We start from the raw sequence: 22914 nt of genomic DNA on the forward strand, positions 1-22914 counted from the left end.
CGCGGGGCCGCGCGGGCGGGGGAGGGGGCGTGGGGGGCGGCCTCGAAGGGCGTGCGTCGCGGCGGTGGGGGAGTGCTCTCTCGGTGAGCAGGATGATGGATCGCCCGTCAGCCTGACGTCAAGAGGTGTGCACGGCGGAGGGGTGGGATCGCTAGATCCTTCACCTCTCGAACCGGGTGCCGTGTCAACCGGCCGCTCCCTTCGCGATTCGGCCAAACCGGCGTCGCTTTTTGAATCAACCCGTCAGCTCTCTTGACGGGCGGAACCGCCGCCGCGAGGCTCCCCCTGCGGAGGAGTGCTCTCTCGGCCCCACCTCCGTCTCCCGCTGAGGAGTTCGCATGCACACCCGCACCCGAAGCCGCACCGGCGGCCGGCGAAGAACCCTCCCCCGAGGGGTCCTCGCCACGCTCGCCGCCGTGGCGCTCCTGTTCTCGCTCGCGGTGGTGACCGCCCCCGGGCGCGCCGTCGCCGCCGCCCCCGTGCTCGTCTCGCAGGGCAAACCCGCCACCGCCTCCAGCCAGGAGGGCCCCTTCACCGCCGCGTCCGCCGTCGACGGCGACAACGGCACCCGCTGGTCCAGCGAGTTCAGCGACAACCAGTGGCTCCAGGTCGACCTGGGCAGCAGCACGGCCATCGGCCACGTCGTGCTGCGCTGGGAAGCCGCCTACGCCAAGGGCTACCGGATTCAGGTCTCGGCCGACGGACAGCAGTGGACGACGATCCACACCACGACGGCCGGCACCGGGGGCAACGAGACGCTCGACGTCTCCGGCACGGGCCGCTACGTCCGTCTGCTCGGCACCCAGCGCGCGACCCAGTACGGCTACTCGCTCTGGGAGTTCCAGGTCTACTCGACCGGCGGCGGAAGCGGTCCGCAGCCGGGCGGCGACGTCCTGCTCTCGTACGGGAAGCAGGGCACCGCCTCGACCGCGCAGAACGACGGCACCTGCTGGCTGTGCGGCCCCGACAAGGCGTTCGACCGCGACCCCGCGAGCCGCTGGGCCACGAGCCCCGAGGGCGGCTGGACCGACCCCGGCTGGATCGCCGTGGACCTCGGCGCGAACGCGGCGATCCACCGCGTCGTCCTCCAATGGGACCCCGCCTACGCGAAGTCGTACCGCATCGACGTCTCGGACAACGGCACCGACTGGCGCACCGTCTACCAGACCACGACGGGCAAGGGCTTCAAGGAGACCATCGACCTCGACACCACGGGCCGCCACGTGCGGATGTACGGGACCCAGCGCTCGGGCCAGTACGGCTACTCGCTCTGGGAGTTCCAGGTCTGGGGCACCGGCGGCGCCCCCACGACCCCGCCGCCCCTGCCCGCCGACCCGGACTACTCGAAGCTCGTCTTCAACGACGACTTCGACGGCCCGGCGGGACGCGCGCCCGACGCGAGCAAGTGGGTGCCGGAGACGGGTCCCGGGCCGAACAACGAGCTGGAGTACTACACCGACAACAAGAACGCCGCGCTCGACGGCGCGGGCAACCTCGTCCTCGAAGCGCGCAAGGAGGAGACCCCCGGCTCGGCGTGCCCGCGTGACCCGCTCACCGGGAGCGGCACGTGCCAGTACACCTCGGCCCGCCTCAACACGTACGGGAAGTTCAAGTTCACCTACGGCCGTGTCGAGGCGCGCATCAAGGTCTCCGGGACGCAGGGCCTGTGGCCCGCGTTCTGGATGCTGGGCGCGGACTACTTCGACCAGGGCAGGCCGTGGCCGTACACCGGCGAGATCGACATCATGGAGCACGTCGGCAAGGAGCCGGGGACGACGTACTCGACCCTGCACGCGCCCGCCTACAACGGCGGCAACGGCTTCGGCTCGCCCTACACCCTGCCCGGGGGCGCCGACTTCGCCGCCGGCTTCCACACCTTCACCGTCGACTGGAACAGCAAGGGCATGACCTTCCGCGTGGACGGGCAGGTCATGCACACGGTCGACAAGGCCGCCCTCGAAGCCACGCGTGGTCCCTGGGTCTTCGACCACGACTTCTTCATCATCCTCAACAACGCCGTGGGCGGTGACTGGCCCGGCGGCCCCGACGCCAGTACCCGGCTCCCGCAGAAGATGAGCATCGACTACGTGAAGGTCTGGCAGTAACACCCCGCCGGGACCACGACGAGGCGGGGGCCGGAGCGCGTACGCTCCGGCCCCCGCCCACGACCCGCGTCCGCTCAGCCCTTGCTCGCCCCGAGCGAGAGACCCGAGATGAACTGCTTCTGGAGCAGGATGTAGACGACCAGGGTCGGGATCGCGGCGATCATGGCGCCCGCCGCGATGAGGTTCTGGTTCGTCACGAACTGCCCCTGGAGGTTGGCGAGCGCCGAGGTGACCGGGCGCTTGTCGCCCGAGGACATCAGCGTGATGGCCCAGAAGAAGTCGTTGTAGATCCACGTCGTCAGCAGCGTGGCGAGCGCGGCGAGGGCCGGGCGGCACAGCGGCACCGTGAGCCGCCAGAAGCGGGTCCACAGCCCCGCCCCGTCCACGAGGGCCGCCTCGTACATCTCGCCGGGCACCGACTTCATGTAGTTGCTCAGCACGAAGACGCAGAAACCGAGCTGGAAGGCCACGTTGATGACGATGAGGCCGAAGGCCGAGTTGTACATCAGGCCGCTGTCCGCGAGGAAGTGGGGCAGCGGGATCTTCAGGTACATCCGGAACAGCGGCGTGATGATCACCTGCTGCGGCAGCAGGTTCCCGGCCGTGAAGACGATGAGCAGCGCGACGTTGACCTTGACGTTGACCCGGGTGAGCACGAAGGCGGCACCCGAGGCCAGGACGAGCACGATGACGACCGCGGGGATCGTGATCAGCGCCGAGTTCCAGAAGAACCGGCCCATGTTCGCCTGGGACCAGGCGTCGGAGAAGTTGCTCAGGGTCAGGCTGTGCGGCAGGGACACATAGCCGTGCTTGCGCGTGTCCGAGTACGGGCGGACCGCGACGTAGAGCGCGAAGAGGATCGGCAGCAGCCACAGCACCGACGCGCAGACGAGGAAGACCTGCGAGAGGACCTGGCCCCGCGGGCGGGGCCTCGGAGCGCCCGGGGCGGCGGGGCCGCCGCCGCCCCGTACGGCGGGCGCGGGCGCCGTCTGCGTACTCACGGTGTTTCCTCCTTGCGGAAGGACTGGCGAAGGAAGAGACAGATCGGGACGAGCGAGATCAGCAGCAGGACGACGCCGAGCGCGGACCCGAACCCGACCCGCTGGGTCTCGCCGACGATGTTCGACGTCACGAGGACCGAGAGGAGTTCCAGGCCGTTGATGCCCTTGTTCGTGATGTAGACGAGGTCGAAGGCGCGCAGGGACTCGATGACCGTGATCACCATGATGACGATGTTGATCGGCCGCATCGTCGGGAACACGACCCGCCAGAAGGTCTGCCAGGGGTTCGCCCCGTCGATGCGGGCGGCCTCGCGCAGGCTCGGGTCGACGGCCTTCAGGCCCGCCAGGTACAGGACCATCACGTAACCGGCCTGGCGCCAGGTCGCCTCCAGGAGGACGGCCCACAGGTTGAGGTGCGGGTTGCCGAGCCAGTCTATGGCGTTGCTGTCCCCGGACCGCCCGATGATCGTGTTGATCACGCCGTAGTTCTGCGAGTACACGAACTCCCAGATGATGCCGATGAGCGCGAGCGACAGCATGACGGGCAGGAACAGGATGCTCTGGTACATGCGGCTGCCCGCGATGCCCCGGTCGATCACGACGGCGAAGAGCATCCCGAGCGGCGTCGCGATGACGACGAAGACCGCGAGCCAGATCAGGTTGTGCTGGACGGCGGGCCAGAACTCCGGTGAGTTCGTGGCGGCCTGGTGGTAGTTCTGGAAGCCGGTGACACAGCCGTTGTTGAGGACCGTGGGCAGCGCGGGGTCGCACGCCTTCGTGTGCAGATCGCCGACGCCGTTCCACCGGAAGAAGGACAGCGCGATGGTGCCGAGGGCGGGGAACCACACGAAGGCGAGGCTGAGCAGGAGCGGGATGCCGAGCAGCAGCCCGGCCACCACCCGGTCGCGGGTGCTGAGGTGCCGCAGCCGCCGCCGCTTGCGCCCGGTGGCGGGGGCGCCGGGCGGGGTGGGCGCCCGGCGCGTACGTGTGAGCGTGCTCATCCCGTGTAGATCGCCTTCGCCTGCGATTCGGCGCTCTTCTGCAACGTCGTGATGTTGCCGCTGCTGGGATCGTCGATGAACTTCTGGATGATGGAGATCATCGCGGTGGCCATCGCGGGGTCGGCGTCGCGGTCCATGAACTGCCCGACCGCCTTGCACTTGGCGATCTCCTCGACGGACTTCTTCTGGATCGCGTTGTACGAGGGCACCTTGAGGCCGTTGGCCAGGCCCACGTCCCACTGGTCGCTTTTGAGGTACTCGGCCTCCGCCTCGCCCGAGCCGATGTACTCCAGGACGGCCTTCGCCGCCGAGGGGTTCTTCGCCTTCTTGCTGAGCATGAAGCCGTCGGCGGGGGCGTCCATGAACTGCTGGCCCCACTTGGTGTTGATCCCGGGGAAGGGGAAGAAGTCCAGGTCGTCCAGGTCCTCCTTGTCGCTGACCCACTGGGCCGCGACCTGGTTGGTGCCCTGGAACATCATCCCGGCCTTGCGGCCCTCCAGCGCCTTGGCCGCGTCCTGCCAGATCCGGCCGTTGGCACCGGTCTGCACGTACGGCATCATCTCGGCCCAGTGCTGGAAGACCGTGCGCACCCCCTGGTCCGTCCACGGGATCTCGTGCTTCATCAGCTTGCTGTGGAAGTCGTGCCCGTTGATGCGCATGTTGAGGATGTCGAAGGTGCCGAGGGCCGGCCAGCCGTCCTTGTCGCCGAAGGCGATGGGGATGAGGCCGTCCTTCTTCATCTTCTTGCACAGCGCCAGCCAGGCGTCCCACGTGGTGGGCACGGTGTAGCCGTTCTTCTTGAACAGGCTCTTCCGGTAGAAGACGACCCACGGGTACTGGTAGAGCGGCACGAAGTACTGGTGGCCGTCGAGGCCGGTGGACAGGTCCTTGGCGACGGAACCGAAGTTGCCGCCGATCTTCTCCCACACGTCGTCGAGCTGGGCGGCGAGCCCCTGGGCCGCGAAGTACTGCATGCGGTACCCGGCGAACCACGTGAAGAGGTCGTCGGGGGTGCCTTGCAGGTAACTCGTGATGTTCTGCTGGAAGGTGTTGTGGTCAACGGTGTTGATCTTGATCTTCGCCTTGGTCGACGTCGTCGCCGAGGCCGTCAGCGCGGCGAACGCCTTCTTCGTCGCCGGGTCCGAGTAGTTCGAGCCGAAGGTGACCGTGCTGCCCGCCACCGGGCCCGACGACTTCTTCCCCCCGCCCGAATCGTCGTCGTCCCCGCAGGCCGACAGGAGCCCTCCGGCGGCCACTGTCAGCCCTGTGGCGCCCACCCCCTTGAGCAGCCCTCTGCGTGTGTGGGCGAAACCCGTGACGCCGTTGGACGGGTCGACAGGCGACATGGTGCCTCCATCGCTTAAGTGATTGTGCAGGGCGGCGAGTTGAGGGCGGCGGAACGAAGCTCGCTCAGCCGACTTTTCCAACATAAGCCACCAATTAACAACGCAATCGATCGTCTGCGTAGTTCTAACGTCGACCTCGTGCGCGCGTCTATGTTTCTCGACACAAACAACTTTGGGCAGTGGTACAGTCCGCCGGGCCGCCTGGGGGACGGCCGCGCCACCGCTCTCGCGCACTCAACCCCTCCTGCTGCACACCTTGTTGAGGAGGTCGTCGCCATCGAAGCCGACACACCCCGCACATGGCCCGAGCGCCGGGGCCTGCCGGATCTCGCCGGTCTCGACCCCCCGGCCCGCGCGGCGGTGGCCGCCGCCGTGGAGCGACTGCGGGGGCTCCGGGAGGTCTTCGCCGACCGTGTGTTCGCGCTGCTGCGGCGCAACGTACCCGGCTACGCCGTGCTCGGGCCCGAGGACATCCGCTCCTCCGCACGGCGGTTCATGGACGTCGTCCTGGCGGAGCTGTCCGCGCTGCGCGTGCCCGACGCGGCACTGCGCGAGACCCTCGCCGACTTCGCGGGCGAGCGGGCCGCGCGCGGAGTGCCGCCCGACGTGCTCGCCCTCGGCTACCAGTGGGGCTCCCGGGTGATGCTGGCCCTGATGGACGAGGTCGGGACGGCGGTGGGCCTGCCGCCCGCGCTCCTGCTCGCCGCGCACGACAGCACCTGGGAGTTCACCCACGAGGCGGCCGAGATCTTCACCCGCGTCCAGCGCGATCTGGCCCTGGAGCGCGTCCAGTTCGACGCCGAACGCCGCGCCGCCTTCGCGGCGGGCGTGCTCGGCGGGACCCTCCCCGCCGAGCACATCGGCCACGACGCGCGCCTCTTCGGGCTCGTGCCCCAGGCGCGCCACGTGGCACTCGCCGCGCGGGCCGCGAACGACGCCGACGCGGAGGCGCTGCGCCTCGCCGTCGCCGGGGCCCTGCGGCTCCCCGCCGACCGCCTCCTGCTCGCTCAGGTGGGCACCGTACTGGGCTTCATCGCGCCGAGGGCACCGGACTCGGTCGCGGGGCACCTGGTGGCGGCGGGCCCGGCGCTCCCGCTCGACAGGCTCGGCGCGGGCTTCGGCGAGGCGGTGCTCGCACTGGAGACCGCGCGGCAGTTCGCCATGTCGGGCGTCGTGCGCCTCTCGGGCCTCGGCCCCCGGCCCCTCGTCCTCGCGGACCCGCTCACCGCGGACACCCTCTCCGCACGGCACCTGGCGGCACTCGACGGCGCGGGACGCTCCAGCAACGAGATCGAGCACACCACGCGGGTCTACCTCGAATGCGACCAGGACGTACGGGAGGTGGCCCGGCGCCTCGCCGTGCACCCGAACACCGTGCGGTACCGGGTCGGCCGCTTCCAGGAGCTCACGGACCTGAACCTGCGGCGCACCGAGGACCTGGTGACCTCGTGGTGGCTGCTGAACCGCCGGCGTGCGTGAGGGGGTGCGCGGCCGGTCGGCGACGAGCCGCGCACCCCTGCCTCTCGTCCCCTCACTGATCAGAGGGGTGAGGTGCCCGGGCCCGACGGCGTGCGGAACTCCGTGGTCGTGCCGCGGGGTTTCGCCGTGCTCGTCCGGGAGGGGGAGAGCCGCCGGCGTACGTCCGCGCGGCAACGCGCTCCTCGTCTGCCCTGCCTGATAACTGGTCAAGGAGGTTGCGTCGGCGTCCGGGTGGAGGCATGAGAGGCAGGGTGAGCGTGCTTCGCGTAACCGTCTTGACCGGTTATCGATTGCGTGCCAGGATCAGCACCAGTCGAACCGGTTATTCGCGATCGGTTCCCGTAGCGCCTGGGGGATCTTCCATGGCCGTCGTCCGCTTCCACCTCGACTCGACCCTCACGCCCTCGCAGGCCCTCGCCGTCCTCACCGACTTCGGGCCCGGGCGGCCCGGGCAGTGGCCGTCGATCGACGCCGAGCACTTCACCGTGCACGCCCGGGGCGCCGACTGGGCGGAGGTCACCGAGGGGACTGCCGCCGCCTGGGAACGCGCCCGCTACGAGTGGGACGCGGAGACGGCACAGGTCACGATCACCACGCTCGACTCGAAGCTCTTCGGCGCGGGCGGCGGCTGGACGTTCCGGATGACCCCGCGGGGCGCGGGCTCCCGCATCGACGTGGAGCTGACCCGTACCCCCGCGACCGCCAAGGGCAAGCTCCTCGCCGCCCTGCTCCCCCTGGTCGGCCCCTCCTCGCTCCGCAAGTCCTTCGCGGGCCCGCTGAGCATGGCGGCCTGACCGGGGCCCGGCGCGCACGGCTGCGACCCCCGTGCGAGCGCGACACGTATGACCAGCGGGACCACACATCACCCGGGACGAACAGGAGGAACCACGTGAACGACCGACGAGGCCACGTGCGGACGGCGGCGGGGACGGCTACCGACGCGGCGCGCGAGGCGCTGGGACCCGTACGGCACGTACGGACCGACGTCCTCGACATCGCCTACCACGAGGTCGGCCCCGCCGACGGCAGGCCCGTCGTGCTGCTGCACGGCTGGCCGTTCGACCCGGTCGGTTCGTACGGCGCGGTCGCGCCCGCCCTCGCCCGGCGCGGGTACCGCTGCTACGTGCCCTACCTGCGCGGCCACGGCGAGACACGGTTCCGCCACGCGCGCACCTTCCGCTCGGGCCAACAGGCCGCGCTGGGCGCCGATCTCCTCGCCTTCCTGGACGCGCTGGGCACTCCGCGCGCCCTGTTCGCGGGGTACGACTGGGGCGGTCGCGCCGCCGACGTCGCGGCGGCGCTGTGGCCGGAGCGCTGCGCCGGGCTCGTCTCCGTCAACGGCTACCTGATCCAGGACCTCTCCGCGGCGCGCACGCCGCTGCCCGCCCGGACCGAGTACGGCTACTGGTACTTCTTCTACTTCTCCACCGAGCGCGGCCGCAAGGGCCTGACCGAGGACCGCGAAGGACTCGCGCGCGTCGTCTGGAAGTACAACTCGCCCCAATGGCGCTTCACCGAGGCCGAGTTCGCGCGGGCGGCGACGCTGTGGGGCAACCCCGACTACGTGGACGTCGTCATCCACGGCTACCGGCACCGCCTCGACGCGGCGCCCGGCGCGCCCGAGTACGCGGAACTGGAGGCGCGCCTGCGCGAGCAGCCCACGATCGTGGTCCCCTCGGTGACGCTCGACGGCGACGCGGACGGCGTCATCCCCTGGACGGACGGAAGCGGCTACGCGGCCCACTTCACCGGCCCCTGGAAGCACCACGTGGTCCCCGGCGCCGGACACAACGTCCCCCAGGAACGCCCCGACGCCTTCACCGACGCCGTCGTCGAGGCGGACGCCCTGGGCGACTGAGGAGCCGCGGCCACCTTCGACGCCCCCACTCGTCCCCGATGCGGCCGGCGGTCTGTACTCCCGGCCGGTCATCGGCAAGACTCCTGCTCGCCGGCAGCTCATCAACGATCCGCCGACCCTCGGTCGCCGGATTCCGCGCCGGCCTGTCAGCCACTTGCCAGGAGCACCCGTTGAGCATCAGCATCGCCGTCGTCGGCGCGGGCCAGTTCGCCCGTGCCTTCATCCCCCTCTTCCAGGCCCACCCGGGCGTGCGCGAGGTGGCCGTCGCCGAGACCGACCCGGAGCGCCGCGAGGCCGAGTCCGCCCGCCACGGCGTCACGCGCGTCTTCGCCTCCTTCGAGGAGGCGTGCGCCTCGGACGTCGACGCCATCGCCCTGTTCACCCAGCGCTGGACCCACGGCCCGATGGCGGTGGCGGCCCTGGAAGCCGGAAAGCACGTCTACTCCAGCGTCCCCATGGCCTTCGCCGAGGAGGAGATCGCCGCGATCATCGCCGCGGTCCGCTCCAGCGGGCGGACGTACATGATGGGCGAGACGAGCTACTACAACCCGGCCGCCGTCTACTGCCGCGCGCGCAGGGCGGAGGGCGCCTTCGGCGAGATCTTCTACTCCGAGGGCGACTACGTCCACGACATGGACCTCGGCTTCTACGACGCCTACCGCTACAGCGGCGGCGAGCGCTGGCGCGAGACAGCGAGCTTCCCGCCCATGCACTACCCGACCCACGCGCTCGGCGGGGTCCTCGCCGTCACCGGCTCCCACGTCACCTCGGTGTCCTGCCTCGGGGTCACCGACAAGCGCGGCGACGGCGTCTTCGACCGCGAGGTGAGCCGCTTCGGCAACGACATCTCCAACGCCACCGCGCTCTTCCGCACGGCGGACGGCGGCGTCGTGCGCACCAACGAGTTCCGCCGCGTCGGCTACCCCTCGCCCGTGCGCGAGTCCCGGTTCCGCTTCCTCGGCACCGAGGGCTCCTTCGAACAACTCGCCACGGAATCCCTCTGGCAGGACAAGGAGAAAGCCGTCAGCGTCGAGGAACTGCTGCGCACCATGCCCAGCACGGGACTCGACGACGCGACGCTCGCCGACATCGACCCCGCGCTGCGCGAGGCCTTCGTCAGCGGCTTCGCCCAGGTCCACGACCGCACCCGGCTCCCGGCCTCCTTCGCCGGACAGCCCAACGGCCACGAGGGCTCGCACCAGTTCCTCGCCGACGACTTCGTCACCGCCTGCCTCACGGGTGCCCAGCCCCCCGTCAACGCCTGGACCGCGGCCCGCTACACACTGCCCGGCATCGTCGCCCACCGCTCGGCCCTCGCGGGCGGCGCCCAGCTGCCCGTGCCGGACCACGGCGACGCCCCGGAGTAGCCCGAGGGTCCTGACACCCAGCGCGCAGGGCCCGGCGGGAAGGAGGACCGGGCGTGCACTGGCATGATCATGCGATCATCCACATTTTCGGGAGGTCGTGTGTTCTGTCCTCGCAGCATCAGACGCGCCGTGACACTGTGCGCCGCGCTGCTCCTGAGTCTTTCCGCGCAGTTCCTGTCCGCCGCCGGCGCGTCGGCGGACGCGGTGCCTCCCGCCACCGCCCCGCCGGTGCGCAGCCTGACCTACAACGTCTGCGGAGCGTCGGCAGGTTGCCGCAGTGACCTGGACCTGCCCGCGTGGACGGCGGTCGTCGCGGGAGAGGCGCACGACTGGGACGCGGACGCCGTCATGCTCCAGGAGCTGTGCTTCGGCCAGTGGGAGGCACTGCGGGGCGCCCTGCCCGAGTACCAGGGCGTCTGGACCTCGACGGTGGGTTCCGCCTCCGGCTGCGCCAAGTGGTCGGACGACACGCGTTTCGGTCTAGGAGTCTTCGTCAAGGCACCCGCCGTGGACCGTCTCACCGCGCCCCTCACCGTGCCCGCGGGGCTGGAGCCGCGTGCGGTGCTCTGCGCCCGCGGCCCCGTACAGGGGCGTACGACCCTTGCCTGCACCACACACCTGGCCCAGTACATCACTCCGGACAACGGTTCCGCGGAGGCTCTCGCCCACATCGACGCCTGGGCCGCCGGACTGCCCGTGATCCTGGGAGGCGACCTCAACGCCGGACCGCAGTACCCCGCGCTGGACCCCCTGCGCGCGGGGACACCCGGCACCGGACCGTTCGCCGAGGCGGACGAGAACGACCGGGACTACTTCACCGCCGCGTGCCTGGAGTCCGCGGCCACCACGTGCCACTCCGGGGAGCCCACCACCGCCGCGGGCCAGAAGTTCGATCACGTCTTCCTGAGCGCGCGGGACTTCCACACGGTGAGAGCCGACGCCGTACAGCCGGAGACCGGCAGCGAGACGCCGCTCTCCGACCACCTCGCCCTGCGTGCGGCGGCGGCGCCCGAAGCGAGGAAGCCGTCGGACGTCGCGGGCGACCTCACCGGTGACGGTCGGCCCGACCTCCTCGCGGTAAAGGACGACGGCGTCCTGCGCCTCTACCCGGGGCTCGGCGACGGCAAGCCCGGCGGGGCACGGGTCATCGGGCTCGGAGGGTGGGAGGAGGCCGCGGTGAGCCACCGCGGCGACTGGACGGGAGACGGCAGGGAGGACGTCGTCGCACGCATCGGCGACAACCTGTGGGTCTACCCCACCACCGGCTCCGGCGAGCTGGGCCGACGACTGCCGATGGGCGGCAGGCCCACCGGCTGGTCGAACGCGCTGCCCCTGGCGGCCGGTGACGTCGACGGAGACGGTCTGCCGGACGTGCTGGCCCGGAGCACCACGGGTCTGTGGCTGCATCGCGGCGCGGCGGCCACCGACGGGACCCCGTCCTTCGCCGCGCGCGCGGCCGTGCGGATCGGCGGCCCGGAATGGGCGGACTACGACGTGCTGTTGCCCGGGGACACGAACGGTGACGGCAGGGCCGACGTGTGGGCGCGGGACCGCGCCACAGGGCGACTGCTGGCCTACACCAGCCTGGGCGCCGAACCCTTGGGCACGCCGCTCGAACCCGCGGCGTACACGCTGCCGCCGGCCACCAGGAGACTGCTGGTGTCCCCGGGCGACGTGACCGGCGACGGACGCGCGGACCTGTGGAGCACGGTCGCGGCCGGCGGCGCCGAGAACCTCGAACTCCTGCCCGGTACCGCCACGGGCCCCGGCGCCCCGACAACCGTGGGAACCGGTGGCTGGCAAGGGATCAGGTTCCTCGGGTGACGCGCGACGCCCGGGCGTGTCGCGGCCGGGCGTTCGCACGGTTGCCGTGCCGTCCCGTTGCCGCGCGGGCCGCCCCGCTCAGATCTCCTTGAACCGCTCGAACGGTTCCCCGCACGCGCGGCAGCGGTGCAGGGAGCGGCAGGACGTCGCGGAGAAGCGGGACAGTTCCTCGGCGTCGCTCGCGCCGCACTGCGGGCAGTGCACCGGGGCGGCGTCGTCCGCGTGGCGGGTGGGGGAGAGGGAGAGGGGGACCGGGCCGCCGCGACGGGGGCCCGCCGCGGGGCCCGGCGGGACGATGTGGTGGGCGGCGAGGGCCGCGCGGCCCTCCCGCGTCATCCAGTCCGTCGTCCACGGCGGGTCGAGCACCGTACGCACCCGGACCGCGCCGAAACCGGCCTCGTTCAGGGCCCGTACCGTCGCCGCGCGCATCTCCGCCATCGCCGGGCAGCCCGAGTACGTCGGCGTGAGCGACACGACGAGCGTGCCGTCCTCCTCGTAGGCGAGGTCCCGCAGCACCCCGAGGTCGTGCAGGCTCAGCATCGGCAGCTCGGGGTCGGGCACCCGCCCGGCCGCCTCCCAGGCGACCCGCAGGCGGGGGTCGGACACCGGGGCCGCCGCGCTCACCACGTCGCCCCCGGGTGCGCGCGGGCCACCACCTGGAGCTCCGCCAGGAGCGGGGCCAGGTGCTCGGTGTGCTCGCCCCGCCGCCCGTCGGCGGTCTCCGCGACGGCCTCGGGGAGCTCCAGGGTCGCGGCGCCGAGCACCTGTTCCCAGACCTCGCGCGCCTCCGCCGCCACCTCGGCCGCGTCGACACCCAGGAACGCGGCGCTCTCGTCGCGGCGGAACTCGGCGAGCAGCGGCGCGAGCGCGCGCGCCGCCTCCGTCATCCTGCGGTGCGACTCCGCGGTGCCGTCGCCGAGCCGGATCGCCCAGTCGGCGGCGAACTGCCGGTGGTACGCCACCTCCTTGACCCCCTTCGCCGCGATGGCCGCGAGGACCGGGTCCGGCGCGGAGGTGAGGCGGCGCAGGAGCGCGAGCCGCCACGCCGAGTGCGCGAGGAGCCGCAGCACGGTGTACGCGAAGTCGCCGTTGGGCAGCTCCGTGATCCGCAGGTTGCGGAACTCGCCGGCGTCGCGGAAGTACGCGTACGCGTCCTCGTCGCGGCCCGTGCCGTCGAGCAGCCCGGCCCGCGCGTACAGCAGCCGGGTCTGGCCGAGGAGGTCGAGACCGATGTTGGCGAGGGCCAGCTCGATCTCCAGCTCGGGCGCCGCCGTGACCCACTCGCCGAGCCGCTGCGCGCTCACCAGCGCGTCGTCGCCCAGGGCGAGGCACAGCGCCGCGAGCGCCGCCGTGTCCACACCCTCGGGGACGGTCGTGTCCACGCCGTGCAGCGGGTCCTCGAACCCGGTGCCGAAGGCCCAGTGACCGTCGCCCTCGGCCGCGTCGGCGGCCAGCGACAGGTGATCGTCGCTCATTGCGCTCACTACTCCTTGGAATCCTGAAGAAAGCGGGGCGCCCCCGCGCAGACGGCCGGTCAGATGTGCGGGACGTCCGCCGGGATGTCGTAGAACGTCGGATGCCGGTAGACCTTGTCGCCGCTCGGCGCGAAGAAGGGGTCCTTCTCGTCCGGCGCCGAGGCCGCGATGTCCTCGCTGCGCACCGCCCAGATCGAGACGCCCTCGTTGCGCCGCGTGTACAGGTCCCGCGCGTTCGTCAGCGCCATCCGGTCGTCGGCCGCGTGCAGCGAGCCGACGTGCACGTGGTTCAGGCCCCGCTTGCCCCGTACGAAGATCTCGTACAGCGGCCAGGAGTCCTTCGGGGCCTGCGTGCCCGCCGTGTCCTTCTCGCTCGTCCCGCTCATGCCGCGACCTCCTTCTCCCCGCGGTCGCCCGCGTGCCTGGCCGCGTGTGCCGCGGCCGCCTCGCGCACCCAGGCGCCGTTCTCGTGCGCGGACCTGCGCCGCGCGACCCGCTCCGCGTTGCACGGGCCGTTGCCCGAGATGACCTGCTTCAGCTCCTCGAAGTCCGGAGTGCCGAAGTCGTGCCTGCCCCGCTCCTCGTTCCAGCGCAGCTCCGGGTCCGGGAGCGTGACGCCGAGGTGCTCGGCCTGCGGCACCGTCATGTCGACGAAGCGCTGGCGCAGTTCGTCGTTGGAGTGCCGCTTGATGCGCCAGGCCATCGACTTCGCCGAGTGCGGCGAGTCGCCGTCCGGCGGCCCGAACATCATGAGCGAGGGCCACCACCAGCGGTCCACGGCCTCCTGCACCATGCGGCGCTGCGCCTCCGTGCCGCGCATCATCGTCATGAGCAGTTCGTAGCCCTGCCGCTGGTGGAAGGACTCCTCCTTGCACACGCGGATCATCGCGCGGGCGTACGGACCGTAGCTGCACCGGCACAGCGGCACCTGGTTGCAGATCGCCGCGCCGTCCACGAACCAGCCGATGACACCGACGTCGGCGAAGGTCGGCGTCGGGTAGTTGAAGATCGAGGAGTACTTCTGGCGGCCCTCGATCAGCATCTCCGTCAGCTCGGCGCGGTCGGCGCCCAGCGTCTCGGCGGCGCTGTAGAGGTACAGGCCGTGGCCCGCCTCGTCCTGCACCTTCGCGAACAGGATCGACTTGCGGCGCAGCGAGGGCGCCTTCGTGATCCAGTCGCCCTCCGGCTGCATCCCGATGATCTCGGAGTGCGCGTGCTGGGCGATCTGGCGCACGAGCGTCTTGCGGTACGCCTCCGGCATCCAGTCGCGCGGCTCCACGCGCTGGTCCCGCGCGATCGTCGCGTCGAAGTGGGCGCTCAGCTCGTCCTCGTGCGCGAGCGGGGTCGCGGTGGTCTCGGTCATCGCCCGCCCCTCCTTCCGGTAGCTGTCGTACGTGTCCTTGCCGGTCCGGCCGTCACGCTCAGTCGTCCCACGGGTAGAAGCCCTGCCCGGTCGAGCGGCCCAGTTCGCCGCGCGCGACCTTCTCGCGCAGCAGCGCGGGCGGCGCGAACCGCTCCCCGAGCGTGCTGTGCAGGTACTCGGCGATCGCGAGCCGCACGTCGAGCCCCACGAGGTCGGTCAGCCGCAGCGGTCCCATCGGGTGCTTGTAGCCGAGGGTCATGGCGTCGTCGATGGCCCGCGGCTCGGCGACCCCCTCCTCGACCATGCGGATCGCCTCCAGGCCGAGCGCGACGCCGAGGCGGCTGCTCGCGAACCCGGGCGAGTCCTTGACGACGACGTCCTTCTTGCCGAGCCCCGCCGTCCAGCCGAGCGCGAGGTCCACGACGGCCCGCTCGGTCGCCTCGGGGACGACCAGCTCCACGAGCGCGGAGGCGGGCACCGGGTTGAAGAAGTGCATGCCGAGGAACCGGCCCGGGCGGGCGAGGGCGGCCGACAGCTCGGTGACGGACAGCGAGCTGGTGTTGGTCGCGAGGACGGTGTCCGCGCCGACGACCTGCTCGGCGGCGGCGAGGAGCTTCGCCTTGAGGCCCGCGCTCTCCGGTACGGCCTCGACGACGATGTCCGCGTCGGCGGGCAGCCCGCTCACGTCGCCCACGAAGGCGAGCCGCCCCAGGATCTCCTCCGGGGTCGCGGGCAGCAGCCCGCGCTTCGCGGCGCGCTCCAGGGAACCCGCGATGCGCTCGCGCACCTTCGCCGCCGCCGCCTCGTCCTGCTCGACCACCGTCACGGCCGCGCCCGCCGTGGCGAAGGACTGCGCGATGCCCGCGCCCATCCGCCCGCCACCGATGACCCCGGCCTGCTTCGGCACTGCCGCGCTCATGCCCGGCCCTCCGTCCGCTCGCTGTCGGCCTCCGGCACCCCGGAGGCCGCGTGCCCCGGCGTACCGGAGCCCTTGTTCCCGTTGTTCCCGCCGCTCGCTTCCCGGTCCCGCTTGCGGTCCAGGAATCTCGTCATGCGGTCCCGCTTGTCCTGCCCCTCGAACAGCACGGCCTGCGCGAGGTCGTCGGCGACCGGATGGGCCCCGGGCGCGTCCATGACGAGCTTCGTCAGCCGCAGCGCCGTCGCGGACGACTTCGCCATCCGGTCGAGCACCGCGTGCGCCTCCTCCAGCAGCTTCTCGGCCGGTACGACGTCCATGACGAGCCCGCACGCGAGCGCCGCCCGCGCGTCCAGGGTGCGCCCGGCGAGCAGCACCTGCTTGGCGATGGACTCGCCGACCAGCTCGGGCAGCCGCCAGGCCGCGCCGGCCGCCGCGAGGATGCCGAGGCCGGGCTCGGGGTTCCCGAAGGCGGCCTTCGGCCCGGCGATCCTGAGGTCGCACGCGTAGCTCAGCTCGGCGCCCCCGCCGAGCGCCCAGCCGTCCACGGCGGCGAGCGTCGGCATCGGCAGCCTGCGCACCCGCTCGAAGAGCCGGCTGTTGACGCCCTGGAGCGCCTGGTCCCGGCCCCGTTCGAGCAGCTCCGCGATATCGGCACCGCCCGCGAAGGAGCCCCCGGCCCCGGTCAGGAGCAGCATCCGGGGATGCTCCTCCAGCCAGGCGCACACGGCGTGCAGTTCGCGGATCATGAGCCCGCTGATCGCGTTGCGCGCCTCGGGACGGTTCAGGGTCACGAGCGCGCGGTCCTCGCGGACCTCGACGGCGAGCGTCTCGAAGGAACGCGCGGTCAGGTCCTCGAAGGGGTCGCCGTGAAAGCCTCCGTCCACGCCGCTCATACCCGCTCCACGAGCATCGCGACACCCTGGCCGACGCCCACGCACAGCGTCGCGAGGCCCTTCGCCGCGTCCTCGCGCTCCATGCGGCCCAGCAGGGTCAGCAGGATGCGCGAGCCCGAGCAGCCGAGCGGGTGGCCGAGCGCGATCGCGCCGCCGTCCGCGTTGACGAGCGCTTCGTCCAGGCCGAGCCGGTCGATGACGCCGATCGCCTGCGCGGCGAACGCCTCGTTCAGCTCGACGGCCCCGAGATCGTCCACCGACCAGCCCGCCCGGTCGAGCGCCTTGCGCGTCGCCGGGACCGGGCCGAGGCCCATGAGGTGTGGCTCGACCCCGGCCGAGGCCGAGCCGACGATCCGGGCGCGCGGTGTCAGCCCGTACCGCTCCACGGCCGCCGCGCTCGCCACGACGAGCGCCGAGGCGCCGTCCGAGAGCGGCGAGGCGGAGCCCGCGGTCACGATGCCGTCGGCGCGGAAGACGGTACGGAGCTTGCCGAGCTTCTCCATCGAGGAACCCGGGCGCGGCCCCTCGTCCCGCGTGACCACGCCGTCCTTCACGGGGACGCCGACGATCTCGCGGTCGAAGTGCCCGGCCTCCTGCGCCGCGACGGCCCGCTGGTGGCTGCGGAGCGCGAAGGCGTCGGACTGCTCGCGGGTCGTCCCGTCCAGCGCCGCGACCTCCTCGGCCGTCTCGCCCATGCTGAGCGTCGTACGGATCTCGCCGGGGCCCGCGGCGCGGTCGGCGGCCGTGAAGCGCGGGTTGGTGAAGCGCCAGCCGAGCGAGGTGTCGAAGACCTCGCCGGGCTTCGCCCACGGCGTCCCCGGCTTCGCCATGACCCAGGGGGCGCGCGTCATCGACTCGACGCCGCCCGCGACGGCGATCTCCGCCTCTCCGGCGCGGATCGCCTGCGCGGCCGAGGCGACCGCGGTGAGGCCCGAGGCGCACAGGCGGTTGACGGTGTAGCCGGGCACGGTGTGCGGCAGGCCCGCGAGGAGCAGCGCCATGCGGGCCACGTCGCGGTTGTCCTCACCGGCCTGGTTGGCAGCGCCGAGGATCACCTCGTCGATCGCCTCGGCGGGCACCCCGGCCCGCCGCACCGCCTCGCCGACGACGAGCGCGGCGAGGTCGTCGGGACGGACCGAGGCGAGCGCGCCGCCGTACCGGCCCTGCGGGGTACGGGCCCCGTCGATCAAGTAGACGTCCTCAGGCACCCTTGGCCTCCTCGGTCGCGACCGCGGGGCGGCGGGACTGGAGCACCGCGAAACGGCCGGTCACGAAGGCCCAGTCGCTGATCGTCGCCGACGCGGCCGGGTTGGCCTGCGAGCCGTGGTAGTCGCTGAACGCGGCGGTCTGGTTGACGAAGACCTGCCCGGTGAAGTTCTCGGCGAGGTGCACGCCCGCGTCGAGCGCGGCCTCGCGGGTCGCCTCCAGGACCTCCTCGTCGGTGGAGTGCACGCTCGCGGTGAGCGCGCCGTGCGCCGAGATCGTCTCGCGCAGCAGGCCGATCGCCCGCGCGGTGGAGTCGGTCGCGATGACGAAGGAGATCGGCCCGAACCACTCGGTGCGGTACGTCTGCGCGTCCCGCTCCGCGTCGAGCACCGTCACGAGCGGTGTGCGCAGCACGGCCTCGGGGTACTCCGGGTGGGTCAGGGGCTCGCCGCCGAACTGCGTGCCGCCGAGGGCGTGCGCCTTCTCGATCCGCTCGCGCACGGCCTCGCCGGTGAGCGCGCCGAGCGTCCCGGCGGCCCGCTGCGGGTCGCCGAGCAGCTTGCCGAGCGCCTCCGCGAGGTCGGCGGCGAAGACCTCGGGCGTCTTGACGCCCTGGTCGGTCGCGAAGCCCTCGCGCGGCACGTACAGGTTCTGCGGGGTCGTGCACATCTGGCCGCTGTAGAGGGACAGCGAGAACGACAGATTGCGCAGCAGGCCCTTGTAGTCGGCCGTCGAGTCGAGGACGACCGTGTTGAGCCCGGCCTTCTCGGTGTGCACGGCGGCCTGACGGGCGTTCTGCTCCAGCCAGTCGCCGAAGCCCGTCGAGCCGGTGAAGTCCACGATCCGCACGTCGGGGTCGGTCGCGAGCGTCGCCGCGACGCGGTCCTCGGGGGCCTCGGCGACGAGCAACACCGTGTTCGGGTCGAAACCGGCCTCGGCGAGCACCTCGCGGGCGACACGGACGCTCAGCGCGAGCGGCAGCACGGCGGCCGGGTGCGGCTTGACGACGACAGGGTTGCCCGTGACGAGGCTCGCGAAGAGGCCCGGGTAGCCGTTCCACGTCGGGAAGGTGTTGCACGCGATGAGCAGCGAGACGCCGCGCCCGACGGGCGTGAACGTCTTCTCCAGGGTCAGCGGCTCGCCCTTGCGCATCGGCTTCGCCCACGTCGCCGCGGCGGGCGCCTGGCGCTGTGCGACCCAGGCGTACGCGACGGCTTCGAGGCCGCGGTCCTGCGCGTTCGCGCCACCGGCCTGGAAGGCCATGACGAAGGGCTGCCCGGTCGTGTGGTGCACCGCGTGCGCCATCTGGAAGCTCGCCGCGTTGAGCCGCGCGAGGATCTCGGCCGCGACCCCGGCCCGCGTGTCGGGGCTCGTACGGCGCCAGGCGCGGCCCGCCGCCTTCGCGGTCGCGACGGCCTCGCGCGCACCGAGCTTCGGGTACGTGATGCCGAGGCGCAGCCCGTACGGGGAGACCTCGTCGCCCACGGCCCCCGCCTCGCCCGGGTGGCCCGGCAGCTCGAAGGGCCGCTCCAGCAGGGCGCGGAAGGCGCGCTCGCCGGCCTCGGGGGCCTCCTCGCCGTAGACGGACTTGCTCGGTGACTCGGGGTAGGCCGAGTGGAAGCCGCGCGTGGCGATCGCCTCGGCGGCAGCACGCAGCAGACCCTCGTGACGTGCGAAGAAATCGGTCCTGGCAGTGGCGGGAGAAGACATGGGACCCCTTGACAGGCGAATCGGATGCTGAATTACTGACCCGGTCGAAAGCTAACCGAATGTTCGGTCGGGCAGCAAGGGTGGTGAGCGCCACATGGGACGTGGCAGTGACACGAAGCCGGTCGAAGCGCACAATGCGGGAGTGGCCGAGCCGACCGTTCCCGCCGGGCGCGCAACGGGCCCGGAACACGCCATGTGGGCGAGGGACGCGGCTTCCCGGGGCCTGGGCATGGAGCTGCTGTCCTCGGGGGACGGCTCCGCCAGGGTCCGGATGAAGATCACCGGCGCCATGGTCAACGGGCACGGCGTCGCCCACGGCGGCTTTCTCTTCACCCTCGCCGACACGGCCTTCGCCGTCGCCTGTAACTCCCGCGGTCCCGTGACCGTCGGGGCCGGCGCCGACATCGATTTCGTGGCACCGGCGTTCGAGGGCGACGTACTCGTCGCCGAGGCGAGAGAGCGCACCCGGTTCGGCCGCAGCGGTCTGTACGACGTGCGCATCGAGCGCGAAGACCCCCAGCACACCGTCGTCGTGGAATTCCGCGGTCGCAGCCGTGTGATCCGAGGCGTGGAGGAACGAGCATGACAACCACTGAGGCCGGAACGACGGAGTCCTGGCCCGAAGAGCAGCCGCACACCGCGCCGGGCACGCGCCCGGCGCGCCTCGGGGAACCGCTCCCCGACGCGCTGCGCGACCCGGCCGAGAAGCTCGGCCGCGAGGAGATCCGCGCGCTCCAGCTGGAGCGGCTGCGCGCGACCCTCGACCACGCCTACACGAACGTGCCGCTGTACCGCCGCAAGTTCGACGAGGCGGGGGTGCGCCCCGAGGACCTGCGCACCCTGGAGGACATCGCCCGCTTCCCGTACACGACGAAGGCGGACCTGCGCGAGACGTACCCCTTCGGCATGTTCGCCGTGCCGCGCGAGAAGATCCGCCGGCTGCACGCCTCCAGCGGCACCACCGGGCGCCCCACCGTCGTCGGCTACACCGACAACGACCTGAGCAACTGGGCCGACCTCGTCGCCCGCTCGCTGCGCGCCGCCGGGGCCCGCCCGGGCGACCGCGTGCACGTCAGCTACGGCTACGGGCTCTTCACCGGCGGCCTCGGCGCGCACTACGGCGTCGAGCGGGCCGGCTGCACCGTCATCCCCGCCTCCGGCGGGCAGACCGCCCGGCAGGTGCAGCTCATCCAGGACTTCGAGCCCGACCTCATCATGGTCACCCCCTCGTACATGCTCACGCTGCTCGACGAGTTCGAGCGCCAGGGCGTCGACCCGCGCTCCACGAGGCTGCGCGCGGGCGTCTTCGGCGCCGAGCCGTGGACCGAGGAGATGCGCCGCGAGATCGAGGACCGCATGGGCATCCACGCGGTCGACATCTACGGCCTGTCCGAGGTCATGGGCCCCGGCGTCGCGAGCGAGTGCGTCGAGACGAAGGACGGCCTGCACCTCTGGGAGGACCAGTTCCTGCCCGAGGTCGTCGACCCGATCACCGACGAGGTGCTGCCCGACGGCACCTCCGGCGAGCTGGTCTTCACCTCGCTCACCAAGGAAGCCCTCCCGGTCATCCGCTACCGCACGCGCGACCTCACCCGCCTCCTGCCCGGCACCGCCCGGCCCGGGATGCGGCGCATGGAGAAGGTCACCGGGCGCTGCGACGACATGATCATCCTGCGCGGCGTGAACCTCTTCCCGAGCCAGATCGAGGAGATCCTGCTCCGCGTCCCCGCGCTCGCCCCGCACTTCCAGATCCACCTGGGCCGCCGCGGCCGCATGGACCACCTCACGGTCCGCGTCGAGGCCCGCCAGGACTCCGGCCCCGAGGCCCGCGAGGCGGCCGCCGCGCTCGTCCTCCGGCAGATCAAGGACACCATCGGCGTCAGCGTCGGCATCGAGATCGTCGACCCCGACACCCTGGAACGCTCGGTCGGCAAGATCAAGCGGATCATGGACGAACGCCACTCCTGAACCCCTCCGGGGGCACCTCCCGGCCGAAGGCCGGGGGAGATCGAGGAGCCGGGTCCGGGGCGGAGTCCCGAAAGGCGAGCCCCGGACCCGCGTCATCCGCGCGATGTGACGTACGCCTCACCCGTACAACCTCCCGGCCGGTGAACCGTCTGACTCCCGGACACCTGTGCAAGACCAAGGGGGAGGCCCGCGCATGCGCATCGCATTCCTGATCCACAACGCCTACGGGATCGGGGCGACCATCCGCGCGACCACCCAGCTCTCCGCGGCCCTCGCCGAGCGCCACGACGTCGAGGTCATGAGCGTCCACCGCGTCGCCGACACCCCCGCGCTCCCCTTCGACCCGCGCGTCCGGCTCAGCTCCCTCATCGACATGCGCGAGGGCACCCCCGGCTACGAGGGCGACCACGTCCTCAACACCGGTACCCACCGCATGTTCCCCGACCCCGCCGTCGAGACCGGCCGCCTGCGCTACCGCACCCTGCACGACCTGCGGCTCACCGAATGGCTCGCCTGGACCGACGCGGACGCGGTCATCGCGACCCGCCCCCTGCTCAACGGCTACCTCGCCCGCCACGGCAGCGACCGCTACCTGCGCATCGGCCAGGAACACCTCACCCTCGCCTCCCACGAGCCGGGACTGCGCGCCGACCAGAACAGCTGCCTGCCCCACCTCGACGCCTTCGTCACCCTCACCGAGGCCGACGCCGCCGCCTACCGCGCCGCCGTGCCCGAGGCGGCGGAGCGCGTCCACGCCGTGCCGCCCGGCAGCCCCGACCTCGGCCTGACCCCCTCGTCGCGCACCTCCCGCACGATCGTCGCCGCCGGACGCCTCGTCCCCGGCAAGCGCTACGACCGGCTCGTCGACGCCTTCGCCAAGCTGCTCCCCGAGCACCCCGGCTGGACCCTGCGCCTCTACGGGCGCGGCCCCGAGCACGCCGCGCTGCGCCGCCGCATCGACCGCCTCGGCCTCTACGACCAGGTCCTGCTCATGGGCGCCGTGGCGCCGATGGAACCGGAGTGGGCCAAGGCCGCGATCGCCGCCGTCAGCTCGGACATCGAGCCCTACGGCCACGGCATCCTCGAAGCCATGCGCGCCGGTGTCCCCGTCGTGGCCACCGACGCCCCGCACGGCCCCGCCCAGCTCGTCGCCGACGGCGTCACCGGACTCCTCGTCCCCCTCGCGGGCGGCACCGACGCCTTCGCCGCCGCGCTCGGCCGCCTCATGGACGACCAGGAGACCCGCGACCGCTTCGGCCGCACGGCCCGCGTCCACGCCGCCGCCCACTCGACCGGGGCCGCCGCGGCGGCGTACGAGCGCATCCTCGACGACATCCGGGCGCGCAGGGTCCGGGAGCGCGCCGAACTCGACGCGCTCACCCCCCGCCCCCGCAAGGCC

Annotated in this window: 20 protein-coding genes; 9 read left to right on the plus strand and 11 right to left on the minus strand. The window is 72.2% G+C overall.

Annotation, left to right across the window (positions count from 1 at the left end; translation table 11 throughout):
* Positions 1–338: 338 nt before the first annotated feature.
* Positions 339–2105 carry a discoidin domain-containing protein gene (locus G3I42_RS03330; protein ID WP_164282340.1) on the plus strand — a complete coding sequence of 589 codons (1767 nt, stop codon included), beginning with the start codon at positions 339–341 and terminating at the stop codon, positions 2103–2105.
* A 74-nt stretch (positions 2106–2179) separates the two neighbouring features.
* Here G3I42_RS03330 and G3I42_RS03335 read toward each other — a convergent pair whose 3' ends face one another.
* Genes G3I42_RS03335 through G3I42_RS03345 form a run of 3 tightly spaced genes read right to left on the minus strand, consistent with a single transcriptional unit; the run spans position 2180 to position 5363 of the window.
* The gene (locus tag G3I42_RS03335) at positions 2180–3106 is read right to left on the minus strand and encodes a carbohydrate ABC transporter permease (protein ID WP_164282341.1); all 927 of its coding nucleotides are present in this window, start codon (positions 3104–3106) and stop codon (positions 2180–2182) included.
* Positions 3103–4107, minus strand: coding sequence for a sugar ABC transporter permease (locus G3I42_RS03340; RefSeq protein WP_164282342.1), 1005 nt, complete (start codon positions 4105–4107; stop codon positions 3103–3105). The genes G3I42_RS03335 and G3I42_RS03340 overlap by 4 nt, the downstream gene beginning before the upstream one ends.
* Complete coding sequence (locus tag G3I42_RS03345; protein ID WP_343244442.1) at positions 4104–5363, minus strand: extracellular solute-binding protein; 1260 nt, start codon at positions 5361–5363, stop codon at positions 4104–4106. The genes G3I42_RS03340 and G3I42_RS03345 overlap by 4 nt, the downstream gene beginning before the upstream one ends.
* A 228-nt stretch (positions 5364–5591) precedes the next feature.
* Between G3I42_RS03345 and G3I42_RS38370 the strand changes: the two genes are divergently transcribed.
* The 5 genes from G3I42_RS38370 to G3I42_RS03370 all read left to right on the plus strand — a co-directional run bounded on the left by G3I42_RS38370 (position 5592) and on the right by G3I42_RS03370 (position 11981).
* Complete coding sequence (locus tag G3I42_RS38370; RefSeq protein WP_343244439.1) at positions 5592–6932, plus strand: helix-turn-helix domain-containing protein; 1341 nt, start codon at positions 5592–5594, stop codon at positions 6930–6932.
* 362 nt (positions 6933–7294) lie between these two features.
* Entirely contained in the window at positions 7295–7726 is a 432-nt protein-coding gene (locus G3I42_RS03355; RefSeq protein ID WP_164282343.1) for a hypothetical protein, read from the plus strand.
* Positions 7727–7821: 95 nt separating this feature from the next.
* Positions 7822–8790: an alpha/beta hydrolase gene (locus G3I42_RS03360; RefSeq protein WP_164282344.1), complete on the plus strand. Its 969-nt coding sequence runs from the start codon at positions 7822–7824 to the stop codon at positions 8788–8790.
* 170 nt (positions 8791–8960) lie between these two features.
* A complete protein-coding gene (locus G3I42_RS03365; protein WP_164282345.1) occupies positions 8961–10157 on the plus strand; it encodes a Gfo/Idh/MocA family oxidoreductase in 1197 nt (398 codons plus the stop codon).
* Between the two features lie 129 nt (positions 10158–10286).
* Complete coding sequence (locus G3I42_RS03370; protein ID WP_343244440.1) at positions 10287–11981, plus strand: FG-GAP-like repeat-containing protein; 1695 nt, start codon at positions 10287–10289, stop codon at positions 11979–11981.
* Positions 11982–12059: 78 nt separating this feature from the next.
* Here the strand turns inward: G3I42_RS03370 and paaD are convergent, their stop codons facing one another.
* From paaD to paaN, 8 genes are read right to left on the minus strand one after another with little or no spacing between them, the layout of a single operon-like run.
* A complete protein-coding gene (gene paaD, locus G3I42_RS03375) occupies positions 12060–12587 on the minus strand; it encodes a 1,2-phenylacetyl-CoA epoxidase subunit PaaD (protein ID WP_343244441.1) in 528 nt (175 codons plus the stop codon).
* 14 nt (positions 12588–12601) lie between these two features.
* Entirely contained in the window at positions 12602–13456 is an 855-nt protein-coding gene (gene paaC / locus G3I42_RS03380; protein ID WP_164282347.1) for a 1,2-phenylacetyl-CoA epoxidase subunit PaaC, read from the minus strand.
* Between the two features lie 59 nt (positions 13457–13515).
* Complete coding sequence (paaB, locus tag G3I42_RS03385; RefSeq protein WP_164282348.1) at positions 13516–13842, minus strand: 1,2-phenylacetyl-CoA epoxidase subunit PaaB; 327 nt, start codon at positions 13840–13842, stop codon at positions 13516–13518.
* Positions 13839–14819 (minus strand): 1,2-phenylacetyl-CoA epoxidase subunit PaaA, encoded by a 981-nt coding sequence (gene paaA, locus G3I42_RS03390; protein WP_164282349.1) that lies wholly within the window; start codon positions 14817–14819, stop codon positions 13839–13841. The genes paaB and paaA overlap by 4 nt, the downstream gene beginning before the upstream one ends.
* A 58-nt stretch (positions 14820–14877) precedes the next feature.
* Positions 14878–15738 (minus strand): 3-hydroxyacyl-CoA dehydrogenase family protein, encoded by an 861-nt coding sequence (locus G3I42_RS03395; RefSeq protein ID WP_164282350.1) that lies wholly within the window; start codon positions 15736–15738, stop codon positions 14878–14880.
* Positions 15735–16631, minus strand: coding sequence for an enoyl-CoA hydratase/isomerase family protein (locus G3I42_RS03400; protein ID WP_164282351.1), 897 nt, complete (start codon positions 16629–16631; stop codon positions 15735–15737). The genes G3I42_RS03395 and G3I42_RS03400 overlap by 4 nt, the downstream gene beginning before the upstream one ends.
* Positions 16628–17839 (minus strand): thiolase family protein, encoded by a 1212-nt coding sequence (locus tag G3I42_RS03405; RefSeq protein WP_164282352.1) that lies wholly within the window; start codon positions 17837–17839, stop codon positions 16628–16630. The genes G3I42_RS03400 and G3I42_RS03405 overlap by 4 nt, the downstream gene beginning before the upstream one ends.
* Positions 17832–19547, minus strand: coding sequence for a phenylacetic acid degradation protein PaaN (gene paaN, locus G3I42_RS03410; RefSeq protein ID WP_164282353.1), 1716 nt, complete (start codon positions 19545–19547; stop codon positions 17832–17834). The genes G3I42_RS03405 and paaN overlap by 8 nt, the downstream gene beginning before the upstream one ends.
* Positions 19548–19740: 193 nt before the next feature.
* Between paaN and paaI the strand changes: the two genes are divergently transcribed.
* The 3 genes from paaI to G3I42_RS03425 form a co-directional block, all read left to right on the plus strand.
* Complete coding sequence (gene paaI, locus G3I42_RS03415; RefSeq protein WP_203606311.1) at positions 19741–20133, plus strand: hydroxyphenylacetyl-CoA thioesterase PaaI; 393 nt, start codon at positions 19741–19743, stop codon at positions 20131–20133.
* Entirely contained in the window at positions 20130–21515 is a 1386-nt protein-coding gene (gene paaK / locus G3I42_RS03420; RefSeq protein ID WP_164282354.1) for a phenylacetate--CoA ligase PaaK, read from the plus strand. Before paaI ends, paaK begins: the two co-directional genes overlap by 4 nt.
* A gap of 193 nt (positions 21516–21708) precedes the next feature.
* On the plus strand, positions 21709–22914 hold a 1206-nt coding region (locus G3I42_RS03425; protein WP_164282355.1), incomplete at its 3' end, for a glycosyltransferase.

The organism is Streptomyces sp. SID11385 (assembly GCF_010548245.1).
Taxonomy (GTDB): domain Bacteria; phylum Actinomycetota; class Actinomycetes; order Streptomycetales; family Streptomycetaceae; genus Streptomyces.